Raw genomic sequence first — 21,222 nt, forward strand, 5'->3', positions numbered from 1 at the left:
CTCACCTCAAAACGCAGAGGAGTCTACTGCCACGGATGTACTCGTATCGAGACTTCTAAATACACCCTTTTTGACCTCAAATGTTGCTATAGGCTTAGAGCTTACCCTATAAATCCGCACCTTGAAATAATCATAAACCGTTAGTGTCCCGTCGTATGGATGGGATATTGAGTCGTAATTACTGACACTGTCTTCTCCAAAAGAACCATCTATTGAAACCCATGAACTACCGCCGGACACTTGAATCGATAGTCCCGGTGGAAGCGAGATAGTAACCCCTATGCTCCAACCGTCAGTGTATGTTTCTCCGTAGAACGACAATTTGTTGATCAACTTGATGCTCTTACAGTTGTATTGGTAGGTAATGTAAGGTGGATATTCCATGATTGCTATACTATAGGCATAGTGATACACGCTAAAGTCTACAGTTTCCACTGGATCGTAATAGTCTATTCTAAATCTAGCAGAGAGTGCTGCACCTACCGATAGTTTTATTTTCTTGTTATCGTTTAGTTTAAGAGTTGTAACCCTGTAATTATAGTCAGATTTAGTTATGACATTTCCATAGTTACTCTCTATTGTCACGTCATTCCATTTGTTCAAAACGCGCTTTACCATCAGTTGATTGACTTTTTCTAATATATCACCCCTACCCACTTCCGAAGTTTGCCCTATAATTATCATTCCGTTGCTCATCTTTCTCAGTGGAACATTCACTCCATCAACCGTAATTTTCTCGTTGGTACTAATCTTTTCTGAAGCCTCTGGCGCTGGATACTGCTCTGCGTATACTGCCCTTCCTAAGGTTCCAACCATCAGCAGTCCAATTAGGACTGCCAGTAATGGCTTCCATCGCAAGTTGCTCACCTCCTATAAGTTTCTGCATTACCACTTAAACAACTTGTCTTTATAAGTTTTTCCTTTTACTATAAGTAAATTTTCTTTGTTTTTTTTCGAGTACAAATTTTTTCAGACTCAATTTTTACTCTTAGAATGAACGAAAAGAAAGCAGAGTAAAGGGGTTGCATAGTCATGCAATAGCTAAACCCTTATATTCTCCCTCTTCCTCAGCTTTTCAGGTGAGATAGAATGAGGGCAGTGGTTATAGGCTCCGGAATCGGCGGACTGCTAACCGCATCATTCCTGGCTAAAAACGGTTACGAAGTTACCCTTCTTGAAAAAGCACCCTACATCGGGGGGAGATGTACAAACCTAAACTACAAAGGCTTCGGTCTCTCAACCGGAGCGTTCCACATGATACCCCACGGCGAAGATGGTCCTCTGGCCCATCTCCTTAAGCTCCTCGGTGCAGATGTTCAAATCGTGAACTCCAATCCAAAGGGCATGATCTTCTACGAGGGGAGAACCTTCTCCTACCGTGATGGCTGGAAATATCTCAACCTCACTGAGAAGGCTAAAGCGACAAAGCTCCTGCTTGACATCAAGCGCGGGAAGCTGCCCCATAGAGAAGAAGCCGAGATGAGCGGCCGCGAGTGGATACGCGAGAGGGTTGGTGACAACGAGTTCGTTGACCTCTTCATCAAAAGCTTCCTCGGCTGGGCCGACAGCGTTCTGGACGTTCCAGCGATAGAGCTTGCCAAGGAGATAAAGGCCGCTTTGAGATGGGGCGGGCCTGGCTTAGTCAAGGGCGGCTGTAAGTCAATACCTGAGGCCCTCTCCGCGATAATCCGCATGAACGGCGGAAGGATACTCACAAAGAAGAAGGCGATCGAGGTTGACCACGAGGCCAAGAAGGTAATCACCGCCGACAACGAAGAGCTTACCTACGACGTGCTCATCTCCAACGTCGGGATAAAGGAGACGGTAAGCCTCATCGGAAGGGATGCCTTCGATAAAGACTACCTCAAGCGGGTCGATTCTCTCAAGCCCAGCGAGGGAATAAAGTACAACGTCGCTTTGAAGGGAGAGACCAGGATTGGAAACACTGTCGTCTTCACCCTCGACACGGAGAGGATAAACGGCTACAACGAGCCGAGCTCGATAAATCCAGAGCTCGCTAAAGAGGGATACACCTTGATAATGCTCCACCACGCTTTGCAGAGCAGAAACGTCAAGGCCGAGCAGAAGAAGGGCATCGAGGACATCCACAGAATCTTTCCGAACCTTGACAAGGAGGGCGAGATACTGCTCGTTCAGACCTACCTCGGCGGGAACCCCGTGAACCGCGTAGCGAGTGGCCAGCTCGTCGAAGACTTCCCTATAAGAGATATTTACGTCGTCGGTGACGCCTACAAGATGCCAGGTGGAATAGAGGTTGACGGCATAGCCCTAGGGGTCATGAGGACGCTCGAAAAGCTCGGCCTCGAAAGCTTCTCCGAGTGGTATCTGTGAGCTTTCTTTCATTTTGTAAACATTTCCTAGAAAGTTCCGAAGCTTTTTCTAATGCACAAGGCTGAAGACTAAGGAACGCTTTTATTCCTTGAGACAAAATTATGCATGGAGGTGAGGCCTATGAAGAGGGTAGTCATAGCTCTCGGCGGGAACGCGATTCTTCAGCGAGGTCAAAAGGGCACTTACGAGGAACAGATGACGAACGTCATGAAGACCGCAAAGCAAATCGTCGATATAATCCTCGATGGCGATTATGAGGTTGTAATCACCCATGGAAACGGCCCCCAGATTGGTGCCCTTCTCCTCCATATGGATGCTGGACAGCAGATTCACGGTATCCCAGCCCAGCCCATGGACGTTGCCGGAGCGATGACTCAGGGCCAGATAGGATACATGATCCAGCAGGCGATAAGAAACGAGCTAAAGAGGAGGGGCGTGGAGAGGCCCGTCGCCACCATAGTCACCCAGACGCTCGTTGACAAAAACGACCCGGCTTTCCAGAACCCGAGCAAGCCAGTCGGTCCGTTCTACGACGAAGAAACCGCAAAGAAGCTGGCCAGGGAGAAGGGCTGGACAGTCATCGAAGATTCCGGAAGGGGCTGGAGGCGCGTTGTGCCGAGTCCGGACCCGATAGGTCACGTCGAGACCCCTGTGATTCGGGAGTTAGTTGAGAAGGGATTCATAGTCATAGCCAGCGGCGGCGGTGGCGTTCCCGTTGTCGAGGAGGACGGAATGCTCAAGGGAGTTGAGGCCGTCATAGACAAAGACCTTGCCGGAGAGAAGCTCGCAGAAGAGGTAAACGCCGACATCTTCATGATTCTAACTGACGTGAACGGTGCGGCGATAAACTACGGAAAGCCCGACGAGAAGTGGCTCGGAAGAGTTACCGTCGAAGAGCTCAGGCGCTACTATGAGGAGGGCCACTTCAAGAAGGGCAGCATGGGGCCAAAGGTTCTCGCCGCTATACGCTTCGTCGAGTGGGGCGGCGAGAGAGCGGTTATAGCCGCGCTGGATAAGGCCGTGGAAGCGCTTGAAGGCAAAACCGGGACTCAGGTCATAAAGGGCTGAACCAAAGCCTATAAATATCTCTTCTTCCTTCTCTATTCGGTGGTAACATGGCTGATGCAACAACTGGATTCTTCGGCTCGCTCCTGTGGTGGCTGTTCTTTCTCTACCTGCTCCTCTGGCCCCAGATGCAGTACAGGGGGCTACAGATGGCAAGGGCTAGAATACTGCAGAGGCTCTCCAGAAAACGCGGCTCAACGGTCATAACGATGATACACAGACAGGAGAGCGTTGGGCTCTTCGGAATCCCGTTCTACAAGTTCATAAGCATCGAGGACAGCGAGGAAATTCTCAGGGCCATTAGGATGGCGCCGAAGGACAAGCCAATTGATCTGATAATCCACACCCCTGGAGGCCTCGTGCTAGCGGCAACCCAGATAGCCAGAGCACTGAAGGATCATCCAGCGGAGACAAGGGTCATAGTACCCCACTATGCTATGAGCGGAGGAACACTCATAGCGCTCGCGGCTGACAAAATAATAATGGATCCGCACGCGGTTCTTGGACCTGTTGATCCACAGCTTGGCCAGTATCCAGGGCCGAGCATAGTTAGAGCCGTCGAGAAGAAAGGCCCCGACAAGGTGGATGATCAGACCCTGATTCTGGCGGATGTGGCTGAAAAGGCCATAAAGCAGGTCAGAGACCTCGTCTTCGACCTCTTGAAAGACCGCTATGGAGAGGAAAAGGCTAAAGAACTCGCCCAGATACTGACCGAGGGCAGGTGGACCCATGACTATCCGATAACATACGAACATGCCAAGGAACTCGGTCTCCACGTCGAGACAGGCGTCCCTGAGGAAGTGTATGCTCTTATGGAGCTCTATAAGCAGCCAATGAGGCAGCGGGGTACTGTTGAGTTTATGCCGTACACCCAAAAGGGCGAGAACCCCTAAAGGCTTCATTTTTCCTTTACTTCCATTCCTTTTTTGAACCAGCCCCAAAGTTTTAGCCAAAAAGTTTTTATTTACTCTCGCCGTTCACCTACCAGATGTTTGGAGTAAGTTTATAGACTGTTCTAAAAAGAGGGAAGGGGAAGAGAGATGCAAGTGAAAGTGGACCCAGAAGAAATTAAGAGGATCAAGAGGGAGATTGAGGCCCTGGAAAAGGAGAGAAACGAGATAAGGGCCAAACTTGAGGAGCTCGAAAAAGAGCTTCAAATCTGGATTCAGAAACGAGATGAGAAGAATAACGAGGTAAAAGGGCTCCGCCAGAAAGGCAGGGAGTATAAAGCCAAGAGGGATGAAATCAACCAGCAGATTCAGGAGCTGAAGAAAAACCGCGAGGAGATCAATGCGAAGCTCGACCTCCTCTACCAGGAGATACTCGAGTACAGGACCAAGAGGGACGAGTACAACCAGCTCAGAAGACTCAAGATGCCACCCGAGAAGATACAGGAGCGCATAGAGAAGCTTGAATGGGAGCTCCAGACCAACCCGAACATAACCCCAGAGCGCGAGAAGCAGATCGTCGACCAGATTCAGGTTCTCGCAACCGAGCTCGAGATAATCCAGCAGGCTGGGAGGTTCCACAACAAGCTCGTCGAGACTAGGAAGAAGGTCGACCAGCTCAAGAAGGCAAGGAGAGCCATCAGCATGGAGATCCAGAAGCTAGCCAATCAGAGCCAGCAGTTCCACGAGCAGATGATAAAGGCCTTCAACCAGGCCGACGAGATCAAGAAGGAGGCCGACGAGTACCACCAGAAGGTCGTCGAGCTCCGCGAAAAGATCAAGGAAGTCAGGAAGGAGCTCCGCGAGATCGAGAGGAAGATAAGGGAGTACGACGAGAAGCACAAGGAGCTCATTGCCTACAGACTCGTCGCCAGGATGCGCGCCAAGAAGGACGCCAGCTTCGAGAAGGCGGTTGAGGCACTCGAGAAGTTCAAGCGCGGCGAGAAGCTCACGCTGGACGAGCTGCTGCTCCTCCAGAGGTACAACCTCGTCTGAGGCCTGACCATGGAGGTACTCAGGCACGAAGGGCCTGGAAGGCTGGGCCTCGTAAGGCTGGGAGAGTACTCCTTCAGAACTCCAGCTTTGGCAGGGGTAGATTTTACCCTCTCTCCGTTCAATTCCTTCTTCCACCCCAAAGAGCCGGGTGATTATGACTTCAACCTTGCTCCGGCAATACCTCTCGGCTTCTACACGCCGGACGAGGTTATCCAGAAGGCCATAGGAAGGCTCTGGAGCATAAATTATGAAGGATTCAACGCATTCTATCTGCCCGCACTCCGCCGGATGGAATACCTCCCCGAGTTCTTCAAAATAATCAAGCGCTATGGCTTTGAGGCAGTTTACCTCGGCAACTCGAAGATTCTCATCAGAGAATACCGCTACTTCGTGAGAATTTTAAGGGAAATCCGCGAGAGGTTTCCCAACATCATGATAATCGCCGATTTGGAACCATTCTTCTATCCACTGGCGGTTTATCTCGGTGTTGACGCCTTCGACACCCGTTCGCTCAAGCTCTACGACTTTGCGGGCAAGGCCTTCACCCAGTACAGCCCCTTCATCTGGAAGGAAGGCGGGAACTCCCTTGACTTTGCCCGTGAGACAATCCTTCTCGTCAGAAAGGCCCTCGAAGAAGGCAAGCTCCGCTATCTGGTTGAGAACTTCTTCCCGACGCAGTACAACGCGGGCATTCTCAGAATAGCCGATCTGGAGCACGGCGATTACCTCGAAAAATACACACCGATCCAGAAGGAGACGGTCTACTTCATCAGCGACGCCTCGATAAGGAGGCCTGAGGTAAAGCGCTGGCACTCCCGGGTGGTTGAGCGCTTCGTCCCGCCGAAAAACACCGAGCTACTTCTCCTCTTCCCCTGCTCGGCCAAGAAGCCCTATTCATTCTCGCGCTCCCACACGCTCTACCGCAAAGCTGTGAAAGAGGCGCTCGGCTCTGGCATTGCCAAAGTCCACGAGCTTATCCTTACCTCACCCTTCGGCGTCGTCCCGAGGGAGTGGGAGTGGCTGGCCAAGTACGACATAGTCGTCACCGGCCACTGGAGTGAGGAAGAGATCAAACCAGCGGCAGAGCTCCTCGCGAAGACGCTGGAGAAGTACCCGGAGGACGTTCCGATAATAGCTCACCTCGACGAGGCCTACGTCGAGATAGCCAAGATGGCCGCTGAAATGACAGGCAGGGAGATAATCTTCACCCGTGTTGAGAACGGGACCACGAGCAAGGAAAGTCTCAGGTCACTGACTGAAACCCTTAGAGAGTTAGAGCTTGAGGGAACAAAGGAGGACAGGACATACCGATACTTCGAGGGCATAAGGAAGGTCTTTGACTTCTATTTTGGTATTGGCGCTGGAGAGGCCGTCCTGCCAGATAAAGGCCAGGTTAAGGGCTCCAAGATGCTTCGCCTCTTCGTCGACGGCCAGCAGACGGGAACCTACAAGGACGGCGTGATAAGCGTGACGCCCTTCGGCATGCAGAGGATTTATGATGCAACCAAGTCCTACTGGGTGAAGATAGACTTCGACCTTCGCGGTGATGTCTTCGCAGTGGGTGTTGGCGAGGCCGATGAGAGAATCCGCCCAGATGATATAGTAGGTATCGTCAGGGACGAGAAAGTCGTCGGTGTCGGCAAGGCCGTCCTCAGTGGCGAGGAGATGATCAGAGCTAAGAAGGGAGTTGCCGTGAAGGTAAGGAAGAGGGCGTAAGCCCTAAAAACCCTCTTTTCTATCTTCCCCACATGCCCAGACACTTCAAGCGTGGTGTCAAGAGGGAGCACCACTTTCTCAAAGGCCTTGAAAAGCCCCTCGAAGAGATAGCGGCCATTCCTGGAGTTAAAAAGGTAATTCCCGGGAGGATCTACTCGAGCGACTCAAGGGGCTTCGAGATAAAGGTCTCGCGGGAGACCCCGACGGGGCTGAAGCTTATAGCGAAGAGCGATGGCTCAGTTCAGGATGTCTTTCTTGTCGTTGACAAGGCTGACAGGGAGAGAGTCTGGAGGGAAATCGAGAAGCTGAGTGAGAGATGGAAGAAGATTTAAAGCTCCACCTTCCCCTCGAAAAACGCCTCCAGCTCCTCGTCGCTGATGTCCCCAGCATCATCGATGTATCCAAGATCTCTCTTCTGAATGTCTATGAGACCCGGTGTTAAGAGCAGCTTTCCGTCCAGCTTCGGTATCGCATAGTGCAGCGTTATCTCGCTGAATTCGTCGAGCTTTATCGTTGGATTCTCCTCATACTCAATCTCCTCCAGCTTTTTACCGTCTGCTATGAGCTTGGCAACTATCGAAGCGCCATCTATGGAGTACTGCGGCTTTCCTATGTGGCGAACCTTCACTCCCTCCATACGCGATGTTATGAATTCCTTCGTTCTGCCGCGCGGCACAGCGTCGCCGAGAATTCCACCGACTACTATCATGGTGTCCCCGTCGATGTCCTCGGGCTTGAGCTCCTCCTCGGCCTGGAGATCTAGGACGATGATTTTCGAGCGGTCAAAGGGAAACTTTGTGACGCTCTCAGTGATGACACCCCCGAGCTTTGCCAATCTCTCGCGCTCGTCCTCGCGAACGTTGGTGAATATCAGCCTGTCTCCCCACCACTCCGCAACGTGGCTGTACTCCAGCCAGAGCCAGTCACTTATCTCCTCGAGATGCTCAATGATCAGGTACGGCATTTTTCTCACCGATGGGGCTAAGGCCGAGTCTCTTAAAAGCCTTGCTTGTAGGCAAGAATGTCCAGCAACGGTTTTAAGCACAAAAACTCCAGCAAATCCCATGAGCTTTCGGGAGAAGTACGCCAAGCTTGGTGAACGCTATAACTTCCTCGAAAAACCTCTCGAGAGGTTCTTCTGTCCGCTGAGACAAAAGGCTATAAGCTTTGTTAAGGGAAGAACTCTTGAGATAGGCGTCGGTGTTGGCAAGACCCTTCCCTACTACCCTCCAGACGTTGAGCTCCATGCAGTCGATGCTGTGCCTGAGATGGTCAAGATAGCAGAGAAGAAGGCCAGAGAACTCGGTCTGAACGCCCGATTTTATATTATGGACGCTGAAAAACTGGAGTTTCCAAGCGAAAGTTTCGATACCGTGATTTCATCCTTCGTCTTCTGCACTGTGCCAAATCCAGAGAAGGCTATGAAAGAGATTTACCGAGTCTTAAAGCCCGGCGGCAGGGCAATATTCCTGGAACACACGAAGAGCGAGTGTGAGCTCCTGAACTGGCTGTTTTTAAAGCCTCTGGACCTCTTCCTTGGTTGGTTCATAGAAGACAACACTCTAAGGGAGACGCACGATCTCGTTAGAAAATACTTCAAAATTGAGCACGAGGAGAGCCACTATCAGGGGGTTGTAAGACTAATCACTGCAAGGAAGCCAGAAAACCAAAGTAAAGCTTTTAAGCCAAGGGGAACTTAGTATTAAACGCGCGGTGGTAGTCTAGCCTGGTCTAGGACACCGGCCTCCCAAGCCGGTGACCCGGGTTCAAATCCCGGCCACCGCACCATTCTCACAAACTTCGCCTGCGCGACGTTGATGCCTTCCTCGCCGCACGAGACAACATCTCCGTTGAGCTTGATCGGGGTTTGCATGTCGTTTTTAACTGTTTTAAGGGATTTGTCTTTATACAGGCAGTTTTTAGTGTTTCACGATAAATTTAGCGCCCAAAGGAAGTTAGGAGAAAGTGAGACTCGTTTTATTGGCTTGTTTTGAGTCAAGTCCATACTGGACTTACAATCTTTAAAGGACATGCAAACTCTTCTCTGACAATTGGGAAGTTGCTTCTTTGATTAAACTTTGCAAAGCAAAGTTTGCTTCGTTTCAAATGTTGAAACTTCGTCTCAACACATCGGGAAGCTTCGCCTCTCACGAAGCGTTGACGGAAAACTTGAGTGCGATTCTAAAATGCTTGTTTTCAAGAGGGTTTACTCTTCAATTTTTCAAAATTAACCCCTACTTCCAGGAAGTTCTAAGAGTGCACGCTCTAAAATCTACGACACCAAAAATGAGAAAGAAAATTTTCGCGAGCCTTTCTCAAAGGCTCTACTTCAGCTTCTCGAGGATTATGGCAGGGCAAACCTTGGTGACGCCGTTAAGTTTACCTATCTTGTTGGAGATTATGTCTGAAAGATCCTCTCCGTCCTTGGCCCAGATCTCGGCCATTATCATGTGGTCACCGCTCGTGAGGTAGACGTTCCTCACGAACTCGAACTCCTTGAGCTTGTTTGCGACCTCGAATATCTTCTCAGGGAGTGTGTCAACCCCAGTAAGGCTGACAAGGTTGTAACCGAGCTTTGACGGATCAACCACGATGGTGTACTGCCGTATAACCCCAGCCTCCTCGAGAGCCTTGACCCTTTTCCTGACGGCCGTCTCGCTGATGCCCAATACCTTCGCTATCTCCGTGAACGGAGTGCGGGCATCTCTGGTGAGCATATCGATTATAATCCTGTCCCTTTCATCAAGCATTTTTCATCACCTCTATCTTATGTTATGCAGACCAAGTATATTAAGTTTTTGAACTTGTCGGTTCTAAAGCCAAACCTTGTGTTTAAGTTTGACAACCACTTCGATGTGGGGAGTGTGAGGGAACATGTCGAGACCAACTGCCTCTTCCACAGAGTACTTTCCAGATAGCTCGTTCAAGTTCAGTTTAAGGGTCTTTGGGTTGCAGGAGACGTAAACGATGGTCTGCGGTTCATCTTTTAAGATTTTCTTGACCAACTTTGGATGCAAGCCCGCTCTCGGCGGATCGAGGATTATCGTGTCGTATTTCGCCAAGTTCTTGACGTCTTTGTCCTCTCCAACCGAAAAGACTGCATCAATCCCGTTTAGTTCGGCATTTCTGTTGGCCATCTCAACCGCGAAGGGGTTAATCTCGATGCCCTCAACGGTAAAGCCCCTCTTCGCAAGGTAAACGCCGAAGGTTCCGACGCCAGAATACAGATCGAGAACTTTTTCACCCTCCACGAGTCTGGAAACTTCCCTGACTAAGTTAACCGCTTGGTAGCTGTTAGTCTGGAAAAAGCTGTTGGGGTGGATAAGGTAAGCAACGTCATCGAGCCTCTCGCGTATGAACTCTTTCTTCCAAACCCTTTCCACATCACCATAGGAGACATCGCTTGGTGTCCTGTTCACGCTCCAGTAGATAGAGTCAGCGTAGTCGAAGTAGTCCGGGAACTCCTCGGGAAGTTCCCCCTCGGCAGTTACAAGGTTCACCATCAGTTCATCCGTGAACTTGCCCTCACGAATGACTACATACCTCAAAAAGCCCCTGTTTTTGCCTATCTCATAGAGGCTCGGCTTGTGATCCTCTATAAACTCCCTGAGCGAACGGAGAACCTTTCCACTGGCTTTTCCGAAGACGGGACACTCCTCGATGTCCACGACGTCCCACCAAGTGCCCCTCCTTCTGAAGCCAATCCCATTTGTCGAAATGACAACATCAATACGATTTCTATGGCCATATATCTTCGGTGAAGGAATAACCTCGACATCAAAACCAAGAATCTCCGAAAGCTTGTCAGATTTGAACTTCAGCTGCTCATCGTAGGGAAGGTGCTGTAAGAGACAGCCGCCGCAGGTTCCAAAATATGGACACTTTGGTTCGGTTCGAATCTCAGAAGGCCCAACTACTTCATATTCAGTTGCTATGAGCGTTCTCTTCTTTCTCCGCCATCTTTTAATCTCGACGATATCGCCAGGGACTGTAAATGGGACGTGAATTTCCCGTTTATCCAGCCTGACTATGCCCAGTCCTTCCAAATCCAGTCTCTCAACGACTCCCCTCATGATTCTTCCTTCAGAGGGTGCCTTATAAATCTGCCCTTGAACGAGTGTCAAAGGTAGTTTCGGAAGGTTTATTTAGGTGGAGAGAGTAGTAAATAACGGTGCCGTTGATGTTCGGCAGGCGTAAGGATGTTGTTTACAAAGTCCTCGCCACCAAAAAGAGGGCCGTGGCCCTTCAGAGCCTGAGCGCCGAGCTCGAGACTCCCATGCCCGCGGTTCTTAAAACTGTAAAACAATTAGAATCAGACGGTCTCGTAGAGGTTTTCTACGGCCGGGATAAAGCCTCAATCATGGTGAAAGCAAAGACCATTGAGGATTACATCTGAGGCTTTTTCAATCATTTTTTAGAATAAAACACTAAGGGGGCCTAGCCAGTGGTATCAGTAGTCATAACCGGTAGGGGTGGGGCAGGAAAGACCACCATGACAACTAATCTGAGCACTTACTTCTCCAAGAACAACTACAGAACTCTGGTCATAGATGGCGACCTCTATCTTCCAAAGCTCGCATTCCACTTCGGCATATACAATCCGGTTTACAACCTCCATACCCTGCTAAAGGATCCCGAGATGAGGGTCCCGGATGCAGTCTACCATGACATCAAAACGGGTGTCGATGTGCTCCCAGGAAGTTCAAAGCTCTACGACATCCTTGACCTAGATCAGAGAAGGCTTAAGGACATTGTGAGAGAGATTCAAACGAGATACCAGATTACATTCATAGATTCACCGGTCGGAATACCCTTTGATACTATTTCAACCTTCAGGCTTGTCCAGTACCAGCTAATCATAGTAGAAATAGAGCGCTGTCCGATACACTCGGTTCACAGAATGATAGAAAACGAAGTTGTTAAACTGAAGGCCCTCGGGGAGGCCTACGGCCTGAAAGTTGGGGTCATACTTAACAAGGTCCGGGAGTCCTCGCAGAACGTCGATGACATTGTAGACCTCATCGAGTACAGTGTTAGAGTTCCGGTTGTGGGAATAGTTCCCTATGACTATCAGGTTCCAGAAGCAACCAACGAGGGGAGACCAGTTGTTGACTACTCACCTCACTCAAAAGCCATCGTCGAGGCGGGCGACATCATGGGTGAATGGATATTCGGGGAAAAGAAAAAGGAAGGGTCTCTCCACAGGCTCTACAAATCATTATTCTCTCATTTGCGAGGGGGCAGAATCCCTGCGGGCAAAAAGCTCTGAGACCGTAACGAGCGGAAGAAAAGTGTACTTCTCCGTCATTTTTTCTTTGGCCCCCTCTTCCCTGTCCACAACAACGCTTATAGCAACAACCACCGCGCCCTCTTTCTCAAGAATCTCAGCTGCCCTGAGGACGCTACCTCCTGTGGTTGTGACGTCCTCGACCAGGAGTATTCTGTCGCCAGGCGTCACTTCACCTTCTATCTGCTTTCCTGTTCCGTACTCCTTCTTTTTTTTCCTGACTATGATGAGGGATTTATCCGTTTCGAGAGCCAATGCAGTGGCTATTGGAACCGCCCCAAGCTCAGGGCCGGCCACTTTATCAAACTCGACGCCAAGTTCCTCGACCTTTGATTTCATCAGCTTTGCAATAAGCTTCAGCGCCCGGGGATTCGTGATGAGCTTTTTGACGTTGATGTAGTAGTCGCTCTCCTTTCCGGAGGTGAGAACAAAGCGCCCGAAGAGTATAGCCCCTTCCCGAAAGATCATCTCGATGAGCTCGTCCTTCATTTTGGACACCTTAATGTTAATAGTCGCGTAAATTCTGGGAGGAATAGACACGAAACTTAAAAATCTTAGCGTCAGGTTAATAAGAGATAAAGGCTGAGGAAAATATTATGCTGACCGTCGAAAGGGTTATTGAGTACTACTTTGCCGTCGTGATCATCGTTGGGGGTCTCAGCCTCCCCTTGGGGATAAAACATACACTGAGAGCCTGGCGGACACTTCCAGAAGTCGGTGGAGGGGCAGAAGCTTTGGAATGGGACTTCTGGCATTGGTACTTGCATCATTCCTCGAGCTCCCCATTCTTCTCCTTGAGAGCTGGCTGGCTCTGGCTTTTACAGCAGGCCTCGTCGAGGAGACTATCAAACTCCTCCCGCTGGGATTCTTCAGAGACTCCCCTGGATGGGAGAAGTGGAAACTCGTGATTGGAACTGGCCTCTTCCTCGGTCTTATGGAGGGCATTCTCTACACCGCTGGGATAATCGTACTTGAGGAGGATGTATACCTGATCGGTGTTAGGGCGGTTCTCATCGGACTCCACACCGTCTGGGCAGCGATCTCGATAGGCTTCCTGCTGGGTGGAAGTGGCTGGGAAAGGTTCTACGGACTGGCCTTTTCAATGGCGGCACACACGCTCTACGACCTGCCTCCGCTGGCCGTCGTCCAAGGGCTGTCTGCCGGGGCGGTGGCAGTTCTGGGAGCGGTCTCGACAGCCTTCATGCTCGCAACTCCCATAATGGCGAAGAGAGCGGCCGAGCTGGCGCTGAAACTCACCCCTGAAGAAGAAAGGGAGGAGCTAGCTTCAGAATTCACTTTTTAGCCTTGAACCTCTCCTGGAACTCGTAGAGCTGGGCGATGCGCTCTATCGTGTCGGCCTCTTCAGGACTTTTATCCTCTCTCAGAGCCACGTAGCGCGGGAACCTCAGCGCAAACCCGCTCCTGTACTTCGGACTCTTCTGTATCTCCTGGTAGGTGACCTGGATGACCACCTTCGGCTCAATCTCCACGAATTTGCCCTCACCACCGATGATGAGGGGCTTGAGCATCTTGGTGAACTCAACGAGGTCTTCATCGGTGAAGCCGCTGCCAACCTTCCCGACCGGCACAAACTCACCGCTGTGCGGGTCATAGGCCGCAACCAGGAAGGAGCCGAGCAGGTGTGCCCTCCTTCCCTCGCCCCACTCCGCCCCAATTATGACAAGGTCGAGATCTTCCATGGTGGGCTTTATCTTGAGCCACTTCTTGCCCCTGTTTCCGGGCTCGTAGACGGAATCGAGTCTCTTCGCCATGAGACCCTCGTGGCCAAGTTCAAGGGCCTTCTTGTAGAACTCCTCGGCCTCCTCGACCTTCTTCGTGACCAGTTGCTGGGCAAGCTTGAGCTTTTCGCCCTCCTCGACGATTTCTTCAAGCTTAACTCTCCTCTCGCAGAAGGGGGTGTCGATCAGGGGCTCTCCATCGACGTAGAGGACGTCGAAAAGGTTGAGCTCCAGCGGGATCTTCTCTATCATCTCCTCGATGTTGTATTTCCTCCTGAAGCGCCTGAGGACATACTGGAAGGGTCTTGGCCTTCCACCTTCACCCACAGCGACAAGCTCACCCTCAACTATCGCTTTTTCGGACTTTATGCTCGCCTTTATGGCATCAACGACCTCGGGGATAGAGCGCGTGACGTTCTCCAGCCGCCTGGAGTAGATTACAACCCTGTCGCCGTCCTTGTGAACCTGAACTCTCGCTCCATCGTACTTTATCTCGAATGCCGCCTCGGCGCCCATCTCGAGGAGGGCCTCCTTGACGCTCGCCGCGTTCTGGGCGAGCATCGGCCTTATCGGCTTCCCAATCTGAATGTGAACCTTCCCTAGGCCATCGTTGCCTTCGAGCTTCGCCACCTTTGCAACGTAGCCGAAGTCGCTCGTGAGCATGTAGGCACGCTCAACGAGCTCGGCTTTGACTTTGAAGGCCTCGGCTATGGCATCGCGAAGTATGCCCTCGGCAACGCCCGTTCTCATCATGCCGAGAACGGTTCTTGCTATGTATTTACCCTCTTCCGGCTGGGCGTCCATGAAGATGTTTGCGAGGTACTTCAGCTTCCTGTCCTGGCTTCCCTCGCCACTCGCTTCGGCTATCTTAATGAAAGTCTGATAAACGCGCTTTATCGTGAGCGGCTGGCTGAAGAAGCTCTTCTGCTTCTTTTTCTTTAATGCCAAGGCAACGCTCTCGCCCAGATCTCCCGTGTCCTTGACTGAGTTCTCTATTTCCCTCTCCTGAACACCGGTTGCCATAGATACGGCCTTTATGAGGAGCTTCTCACCAACACCAAGCTCCCTCTCATCCCAATCGGGGAAGACCTTACCAAGAATCAGATAGGGAACCACCTCAAGCAGCTCATCTGGAGTTTTCTTCAGAAAGTCGGCCACGAACTTAGTCTTGAGCGTTTTGAGGGTAGTCTTCTCGAGCCTGCGGTAAAGGTCAGAGAGTTCAGCGTATTTCATGTCTCCCATGCTCACCACCAAGAAGAATAGGAAGTAAGGGGATAAAAGACTATCCTACCCACCTGCCAACCTCGGGCTTGCCCGTGAAAACATCGACGACGTCGAACGGAACTTCCAGGTCAGCGAGGATATCCCGAGCTTTTTCAACTTCTTCCGGTTTAAGGAGGGCAAAGAGGCCCCTACCGAGCATTATCATCGAGCTTGGGTTTGAGATCACTTTGTCCAGCTCTCTGGCTAGTTCAAGGAGCTCGCCGTCCAGCAAACCGGTCCTTTCGGCGAACTCCCTTGCGAGGATCATCATGCGCTCGGGTTTAGGCTCTGCCAGAAGCTTCTCCAGGGCCTTAGAACCCTCGGCTTCTATGGCTTTGATGACGTCCCCGTCGAGAACCTCCTTGGTAGAGAGCCTCCCGAGTGGAACAACGAGAACCTTATAGTCCTCGAAGAACAGGTTATCGACCAGACCTATTCCCGGACCTCCTGCCTTAACCCGAATCTCTATCCCACCGGCGAGCTGTGCAATGACATCACCCAGGCCACCCTTGTTGATCACCTCGTGTCTGTGCGCCGTCTGCGCAGCCCTGAGCCACGTCCCACCGAAGGAGTAGCTCAGAGCCAGAGCCGTGCCCAGGGCCCCGCCGGCACTGTTGCCAAAGCCGTAGCCGTTGGGAAAGTCGAAGTACTGCCATATCTCAACCTCACCTGTGAAATCCATTGGAACGAGCTCTTCAGCGACGGAGTGGCTTATCACGGCCTCGTCCTTCTTCACAGGCTCGCCGTTGAAGGCCACGTGAATGTGCCTCTCCAGCGTTCCGGTTTCAACACTGAGAAAGACGTTCGTACCCTTAGAGAGGTTCACACCGGCCCCCAGAGAGCCTGCTTTGAGCGGATCATCGTGAAAGCGCGGGACGAAAAAGGCTGTGATGTGGGCGGGAACGAAAGCTCTAATCAGCATCACCATCACCTCCAAGAAGAGTGCTCTCTCATGTTTTTAAAATTGGTGAAGGAAAGGGATGGAAAAAGAGGAAATCACTCTTCAGCCACGTAGATGGGCACTTTGCCGTGCGGTATGCCGTACTTCTTGCCGTACCACTCGCTGAGGACGTACCACGCACCGACGAGGAGGGCTATACCCAGCGGCAGGAGTATCACCCAGCTCGTGACTCCCAGGGCGAACAGGAGGTACAGCACGCTGCCAATTGTCGCAACCGTGAAGGCATAGGGTATTTGGGTTGTGACGTGGTCTATGTGGTCAGAACCACTGAACATGGAGCTCATGATGGTGGTATCACTGATGGGTGAGCAGTGGTCGCCGAAGATGCTTCCGGTAAACGTGGCTCCGATGGTGGCGAAGACTATCTCATTAACCTGACCGTTGGTGAAGGCCAGGCTGAGCTGGACTCCAAGCGGAACCATTATGGCGAAAGTTCCCCAGCTGGTTCCCGTGGTGAAGGCAACGAACATCGCCGAGAGGAACATTATCAGCGGCATCCATGGTCCGAGGTTCGCTCCAGAGCTGGTCGCAAGGCTGATGACGTAGTCGCCGGTTCCGACGCTTTCAGCAGCGGTTCCGAGGCTCCAAGCAAGGACAAGGATGGTGTTGGCGAAGAGCATCTGCTTCATTCCCCTGACTACTGTGTCTTCCCACTCCTCCACCGTCATTTTCCTCCTGCCCAAAAGCATTATGCTGGCAACGACGACCATTGCGAAGGAGCCCCAGAGAAGCGCGGTGGCAGCGTCGGCCTCACGGAAGGACTCAATGAAGCTGTAGTTGAGGAAGTTGACACCGAACGGGTTCTCCAACTCGGTCCACCAGCCGAGATCCTGACTATATGCCTCAAGGTTGGCCGCTCCGGTGTACCAGAGGCCAAGCATGGAGACGCCAACGAGGACAAGGAGCGGAATAACGAAGTCCCAGAGACTTCCGCCCTCATTGGGCGTGCCTAGGTCAACCTCGGTGGTCATGAGGGGCTTCGCACCGTCGCGGAGGACTTTGCCCTCAGTCCTAGCGCGATATTCCGCCTTCAGCATGGGGCCGTAGTGCCTGTGGGTGTATGCAACGATGAAAACGAGTATTATTGCCAGTATCGAATAGAACCTATAGGGCACGCTAGACAGCCAGGCGTCATAAGTTCCGTAAACGATGTTGGCGTTATCAAAGCCCTTGCCTATCATGAGAAGTTCATAGCCTATCCACGTTGAGACGAGCGCAAGACCAGCCACGGGTGCCGCGGTAGAGTCGTCTATGTAAGCGAGCATCTCCCTGGAAACCCTCATCCTGTCGGTGATGGGCCTCATGGTGTTTCCGACGACTATGGTGTTGGTGTAGTCATCGAAGAACACCAGTATACCGAGGATCCATCCGAGGATCGAGGCTCCTCTGCTGCTTTTGACCCTCCTTACCAGGGAAGCCGCCAGCGCGTGGACTGCTCCGGACTTGTAGATAAGTCCGACACCCGCACCTATCAGGAAGTTAAATATGAGTATCCTGGCGTTCCAGTCGCTTGTAACGCTACTGACAATCCACTCCAGCGTCTGGGTGGTCCCGACTACCGGATTACCGCCGGCGACCATCACTCCACCAATCCAGACGCCCGCAAACAGCGCCAGGATGACCCTCTTTGTCCAGATGGCTAAGATAATGGCAACCAATGGGGGCAGCAATGCCAACACACCAAAGTCCGACACATTTTCACCTCCTGAGGTGTTTCATGCAAAGGAACACGGAGAGAATATAAAGCTTTCTGTATATCCTTTGTCGTATTGCCTTATTCTCGAAAAATTTTCTGGAACGATTCCATCCATTAAAGGCCTAGTTACTGCATTCAGGGCAAATTTTATGAATTTCTGCATTAATGAAGACTTTCAAGTACATTAATGCTCATTAATACCATAAAAACCTTTCCCAGAAAAAGCTTCAGAAAAGCACAACTAAACCTTAAAAGAAGGCAGAAAGGAGAAGTCACTCGGAAGAGTAATTGAGAAGTTAAGAAATTTTCACAAAGATTCTCCAGTCAGCTCCCTCAGCTTTTGGAAATCCTTTCTAAGCTCTTCCTTCAGCGCTGGGCGGTAAAGAGCCACGGCCGGATGGTACATTGGCATTATGACGATTTTTCCAAACAGCGTGTGGGCTTCGAAGGCCTTTCCGTGGATTTTACTTATGGGTTCGACCTCGAAGCCGAACTTCTCGAGTATGTAACGCATCGAGTGCCTCCCAAGTGGAACGATGACCTTCGGCCTTATGATGTCTATCTGCCTGTCGAGGTATGGTGAGCAGGCCTTTATTTCATCCTCCGTAGGGTCGCGGTTGTCAGGCGGACGGCATTTGACTATGTTCGTGATGTAAACCTCATCCCTGTCCAGGCCTATTTCAGCCAGGAGTTCGTCGAGAACCTTTCCTGCCCTCCCAACAAAAGGAAGCCCCTTCTGATCCTCCCAGTAGCCAGGTGCCTCACCGACGAACATGACCTTGGCGTTATAGCTTCCCGAACCGGGTACGGCGTTAGTTCTGAGCTCGCCAAGGGGACACTTCCGACAGGATTTTATTTTCTCCTCGAGCTTATTCATCAGCTCTTCCTTACCCATGAAAACACCTCAACGCTTCAGTGCGAGCGTCTTCTGGGCTAGATAAGCCTTGAGGAACTCGACCCAGGCAGTGTAGTAGCCCTTCTCATACTCGTCGCGGAACTCGTGCTCAAGGATTCCCTCAAAGTGCTCGAGCAGTTTCTCGGCCTTCTCCCGGTCATGGTCTCTTATAAGTTGGACTATCAGTGCATCAGGGTCGTTGTCTTTTATGGCGCTCATGAAACCGTTTATGGCCTTGCCATAACCCCTTCCCCACTCGTCGCTCCCGGCCATCTTCTGGAGCTTCTCAAGGTGAGCCCTGGCCTTGGTGAAGTCCCTCTTGAGGAGCGCGCGGAGGAACATCTCCATCCTCATCTCTCTCGCCGGCATTCTACCACCGCATTAAGTTTGAGCCTTGGCTTTTAACGCCTTCGCCTGCTGCCCAGACACATGCCATACCTATGAAGGAAAATCTGCATATTTACGCAAAAGTTTTTATACCTGCGGATTGGAGAAATGACTAGAAGTTGGAGTTGAAGAGGTGAACACATATGGCCGAGAGCATTGATGAAGTACCCAGCGGCGAAAAAGAGTTCGAGCAACTCACGAAGAGGGTCAGGGACGTACTGGAGTTTCCAGAGATAACCCCTGAGGAGTTTGAGGATATGTTGAAGAATGCGAGCAGGGCCTACGGTGGGCCGCTGCCGCACAAGACGTACTCCCTCTGTCCCGAGACGAGGAAGGTTGTTCCCGCTTTGATCTGGGAGAAGGATGGAAAGGTTTGGATAACAAAGCGCTGTCCCGAGGGCCTGATCACCGATGTTTATTATGAGAGCGTTGAGCAGTACTATCGCTTCCAGAAGTGGAGGTACGATTTCAATCTCATGAGTTTCAACGTTGAGAATTCAGGTGTCAACTGTCCCTTCGATTGTGGACTCTGCGCTAGGCACCGCTCCCACACTAGCCTGTTGAACATAGTCCTGACAAACAGATGTAATTTATCGTGCTGGTACTGCTTCTTCTATGCCAAGGAAGGCCAGCCCATCTACGAACCGACACTTGAGCAGATCCGCATGATGCTCCGCAATGCGAAGAAGGAGCATCCCATCGGGGCCAACGCCGTTCAGCTCACGGGCGGAGAGCCAACGTTAAGGAACGACCTCATCGAGATCATCAGGATAGCCAAGGAAGAGGGCTACGACCACGTCCAGCTCAACACCGATGGAATCAAGCTCGCATTTGAGCCAGAACTCGTCAAGAAGATCAGAGAAGCTGGAGTCAACACACTCTACCTGAGCTACGATGGAATGACGCCCCAGACCAACTGGAAGAATCACTGGGAGATCCCGCTCATCTTTGAAAACGTTAGGAAGGCCGGCGGACCGGGAATAGTCCTCGTCCCGACCACCATAAGGAACGTCAACGACCACGAACTCGGTACCATAATCAACTTCGGCCTCAACCATCTCGATATCGTCCGCGGCGTCAACTTCCAGCCAATTTCCCTCGTTGGAAGGGTTCCCAAGAAGGAGCGCCAGCGCTTCAGGATAACCATCCCAGGGGCAATAAAGCGCATAGAGGAGCAGACCAACGGCACAATAGCCATGGAGGACTGGTACCCAATACCAATTGCCGGTCACATAGCAAGGTTCTTTGAAGCCTTCACGGGAAGCAAGTACTACATGACGAGCCACTACTGCTGCGGAGCGGCAACCTACATCTTCCTCGATAGGAAAAAGAAGAGGGTGGTGCCGATAAGCAGGTTCCTCGACGTTGAGGGCTTCGTTGAGTACCTCGAGACCAAGACTGAGGAGATAGAGAACTGGAAGCATCTTGGAAAGCTCCAGAAGCTCAAGCTCGGAGCTGAGATATTCATCAAGTTCAAGAGCTTCTACGATGAGAAGTACGCGCCAGAGGGACTCGACGTCCTCGACCTCATAAAGAACGCCTTCATGCACGGCAACTACGACGCCCTGGGCAAGTTCCACAAAAACGCGCTCTTCCTCGGAATGATGCATTTCATGGACGAGTACAACTACGACGTTGAGAGGGTTGAGCGCTGTGTCATCCACTACGCCATGCCCGACGGAAGGATAGTGCCGTTCTGTACATTCAACGTGATTCCGGAACTCTACAGGGACAAGGTGCAGGCACAGTTCAGCTACACCTGGGAGGAGTGGAAGACTCTGCACCCGGACTGGGACTACAGGAAGGACAAGTACGTTAGAACCAAAGAGTTCGTCGAAAAGATGAAGAACAGCGAGCTCTACAGGAAGACCTACCTCGAGATAGAGGACTACTTCGGGGTGAACACCAAGGCCTGAGG

General features: G+C 51.4%; 21 protein-coding genes and 1 tRNA gene. 12 read left to right on the plus strand and 10 right to left on the minus strand.

The genetic code is table 11. The annotated features are described in order from the left end of the window. Positions 1 to 6: 6 nt before the first annotated feature. Positions 7 to 858: a hypothetical protein gene (locus tag E3E33_RS05415; protein ID WP_167710910.1), complete on the minus strand. Its 852-nt coding sequence runs from the start codon at positions 856 to 858 to the stop codon at positions 7 to 9. Positions 859 to 1,089: 231 nt separating this feature from the next. On the opposite strand from E3E33_RS05415, the gene E3E33_RS05420 reads away from it, so the two are divergent. The 6 genes from E3E33_RS05420 (at position 1,090) to E3E33_RS05445 (ending at position 7,408) form a co-directional block, all read left to right on the plus strand. Further along, entirely contained in the window at positions 1,090 to 2,352 is a 1,263-nt protein-coding gene (locus tag E3E33_RS05420; protein ID WP_167710911.1) for an NAD(P)/FAD-dependent oxidoreductase, read from the plus strand. Between the two features lie 120 nt (positions 2,353 to 2,472). Continuing rightward, positions 2,473 to 3,420 (plus strand): carbamate kinase, encoded by a 948-nt coding sequence (gene arcC / locus E3E33_RS05425; RefSeq protein WP_167710912.1) that lies wholly within the window; start codon positions 2,473 to 2,475, stop codon positions 3,418 to 3,420. 47 nt (positions 3,421 to 3,467) lie between these two features. Further along, positions 3,468 to 4,310: an ATP-dependent Clp protease proteolytic subunit gene (locus E3E33_RS05430; RefSeq protein ID WP_167710913.1), complete on the plus strand. Its 843-nt coding sequence runs from the start codon at positions 3,468 to 3,470 to the stop codon at positions 4,308 to 4,310. Between the two features lie 147 nt (positions 4,311 to 4,457). Further along, positions 4,458 to 5,360, plus strand: coding sequence for a coiled-coil protein (locus E3E33_RS05435; RefSeq protein ID WP_167710914.1), 903 nt, complete (start codon positions 4,458 to 4,460; stop codon positions 5,358 to 5,360). A gap of 9 nt (positions 5,361 to 5,369) precedes the next feature. After that, on the plus strand, positions 5,370 to 7,076 hold the full coding sequence (arcS, locus tag E3E33_RS05440) for an archaeosine synthase subunit alpha (protein ID WP_167710915.1): 1,707 nt from the start codon (positions 5,370 to 5,372) through the stop codon (positions 7,074 to 7,076). A gap of 32 nt (positions 7,077 to 7,108) precedes the next feature. Further along, entirely contained in the window at positions 7,109 to 7,408 is a 300-nt protein-coding gene (locus E3E33_RS05445) for a DUF2103 domain-containing protein (protein ID WP_167710916.1), read from the plus strand. On the opposite strand, the gene E3E33_RS05450 is transcribed toward E3E33_RS05445, so the two are convergent. After that, positions 7,405 to 8,040: a hypothetical protein gene (locus E3E33_RS05450; RefSeq protein WP_167710964.1), complete on the minus strand. Its 636-nt coding sequence runs from the start codon at positions 8,038 to 8,040 to the stop codon at positions 7,405 to 7,407. The genes E3E33_RS05445 and E3E33_RS05450 overlap by 4 nt on opposite strands. A 100-nt stretch (positions 8,041 to 8,140) precedes the next feature. On the opposite strand from E3E33_RS05450, the gene E3E33_RS05455 reads away from it, so the two are divergent. After that, positions 8,141 to 8,776: a class I SAM-dependent methyltransferase gene (locus E3E33_RS05455; protein WP_167710917.1), complete on the plus strand. Its 636-nt coding sequence runs from the start codon at positions 8,141 to 8,143 to the stop codon at positions 8,774 to 8,776. 10 nt (positions 8,777 to 8,786) lie between these two features. Next, positions 8,787 to 8,864 (plus strand) — tRNA-Gly (locus E3E33_RS05460). Positions 8,865 to 9,400: 536 nt separating this feature from the next. Here the strand turns inward: E3E33_RS05460 and lrpA are convergent. Both lrpA and rlmD read right to left on the minus strand, forming a co-directional pair. Then, a complete protein-coding gene (gene lrpA / locus E3E33_RS05465; protein ID WP_012572472.1) occupies positions 9,401 to 9,826 on the minus strand; it encodes an HTH-type transcriptional regulator LrpA in 426 nt (141 codons plus the stop codon). A gap of 63 nt (positions 9,827 to 9,889) precedes the next feature. Next, a complete protein-coding gene (gene rlmD / locus E3E33_RS05470) occupies positions 9,890 to 11,149 on the minus strand; it encodes a 23S rRNA (uracil(1939)-C(5))-methyltransferase RlmD (RefSeq protein ID WP_167710918.1) in 1,260 nt (419 codons plus the stop codon). 107 nt (positions 11,150 to 11,256) lie between these two features. Here rlmD and E3E33_RS05475 point away from each other — a divergent pair, with 107 nt between their 5' ends. After that, positions 11,257 to 11,472 (plus strand): helix-turn-helix transcriptional regulator, encoded by a 216-nt coding sequence (locus E3E33_RS05475; protein WP_167710965.1) that lies wholly within the window; start codon positions 11,257 to 11,259, stop codon positions 11,470 to 11,472. A gap of 48 nt (positions 11,473 to 11,520) precedes the next feature. Then, entirely contained in the window at positions 11,521 to 12,345 is an 825-nt protein-coding gene (locus tag E3E33_RS05480; RefSeq protein WP_167710919.1) for a MinD/ParA family protein, read from the plus strand. Here the strand turns inward: E3E33_RS05480 and pyrE are convergent. Then, positions 12,295 to 12,852: an orotate phosphoribosyltransferase gene (pyrE, locus tag E3E33_RS05485; protein WP_167710920.1), complete on the minus strand. Its 558-nt coding sequence runs from the start codon at positions 12,850 to 12,852 to the stop codon at positions 12,295 to 12,297. The genes E3E33_RS05480 and pyrE overlap by 51 nt on opposite strands. A 250-nt stretch (positions 12,853 to 13,102) precedes the next feature. Between pyrE and E3E33_RS05490 the strand changes: the two genes are divergently transcribed. Beyond that, positions 13,103 to 13,666, plus strand: a complete 564-nt coding sequence (locus E3E33_RS05490) for a hypothetical protein (RefSeq protein ID WP_240912028.1) — start codon at positions 13,103 to 13,105, stop codon at positions 13,664 to 13,666. On the opposite strand, the gene E3E33_RS05495 is transcribed toward E3E33_RS05490, so the two are convergent. The 5 genes from E3E33_RS05495 to E3E33_RS05515 form a co-directional block, all read right to left on the minus strand. Beyond that, on the minus strand, positions 13,656 to 15,335 hold the full coding sequence (locus E3E33_RS05495; protein WP_167710966.1) for an ATP-dependent DNA ligase: 1,680 nt from the start codon (positions 15,333 to 15,335) through the stop codon (positions 13,656 to 13,658). The genes E3E33_RS05490 and E3E33_RS05495 overlap by 11 nt on opposite strands. 49 nt (positions 15,336 to 15,384) lie before the next feature. Further along, positions 15,385 to 16,287: a pantoate kinase gene (locus E3E33_RS05500; protein WP_167710967.1), complete on the minus strand. Its 903-nt coding sequence runs from the start codon at positions 16,285 to 16,287 to the stop codon at positions 15,385 to 15,387. Positions 16,288 to 16,361: 74 nt separating this feature from the next. Continuing rightward, positions 16,362 to 18,020 carry a Na+/H+ antiporter NhaC family protein gene (locus E3E33_RS05505; RefSeq protein ID WP_012572479.1) on the minus strand — a complete coding sequence of 553 codons (1,659 nt, stop codon included), beginning with the start codon at positions 18,018 to 18,020 and terminating at the stop codon, positions 16,362 to 16,364. Positions 18,021 to 18,329: 309 nt separating this feature from the next. Next, positions 18,330 to 18,917, minus strand: a complete 588-nt coding sequence (udg, locus tag E3E33_RS05510) for a type-4 uracil-DNA glycosylase (protein WP_012572480.1) — start codon at positions 18,915 to 18,917, stop codon at positions 18,330 to 18,332. 9 nt (positions 18,918 to 18,926) lie between these two features. Beyond that, on the minus strand, positions 18,927 to 19,286 hold the full coding sequence (locus E3E33_RS05515; protein ID WP_012572481.1) for a hypothetical protein: 360 nt from the start codon (positions 19,284 to 19,286) through the stop codon (positions 18,927 to 18,929). A 161-nt stretch (positions 19,287 to 19,447) separates the two neighbouring features. On the opposite strand from E3E33_RS05515, the gene tes reads away from it, so the two are divergent. Further along, positions 19,448 to 21,220, plus strand: coding sequence for a tetraether lipid synthase Tes (gene tes / locus E3E33_RS05520; protein ID WP_167710921.1), 1,773 nt, complete (start codon positions 19,448 to 19,450; stop codon positions 21,218 to 21,220). Positions 21,221 to 21,222 lie beyond the last annotated feature (2 nt).

This window comes from Thermococcus sp. GR5 (assembly GCF_012027535.1).
In the GTDB taxonomy this organism is placed as follows: Archaea; Methanobacteriota_B; Thermococci; order Thermococcales; family Thermococcaceae; genus Thermococcus; species Thermococcus onnurineus.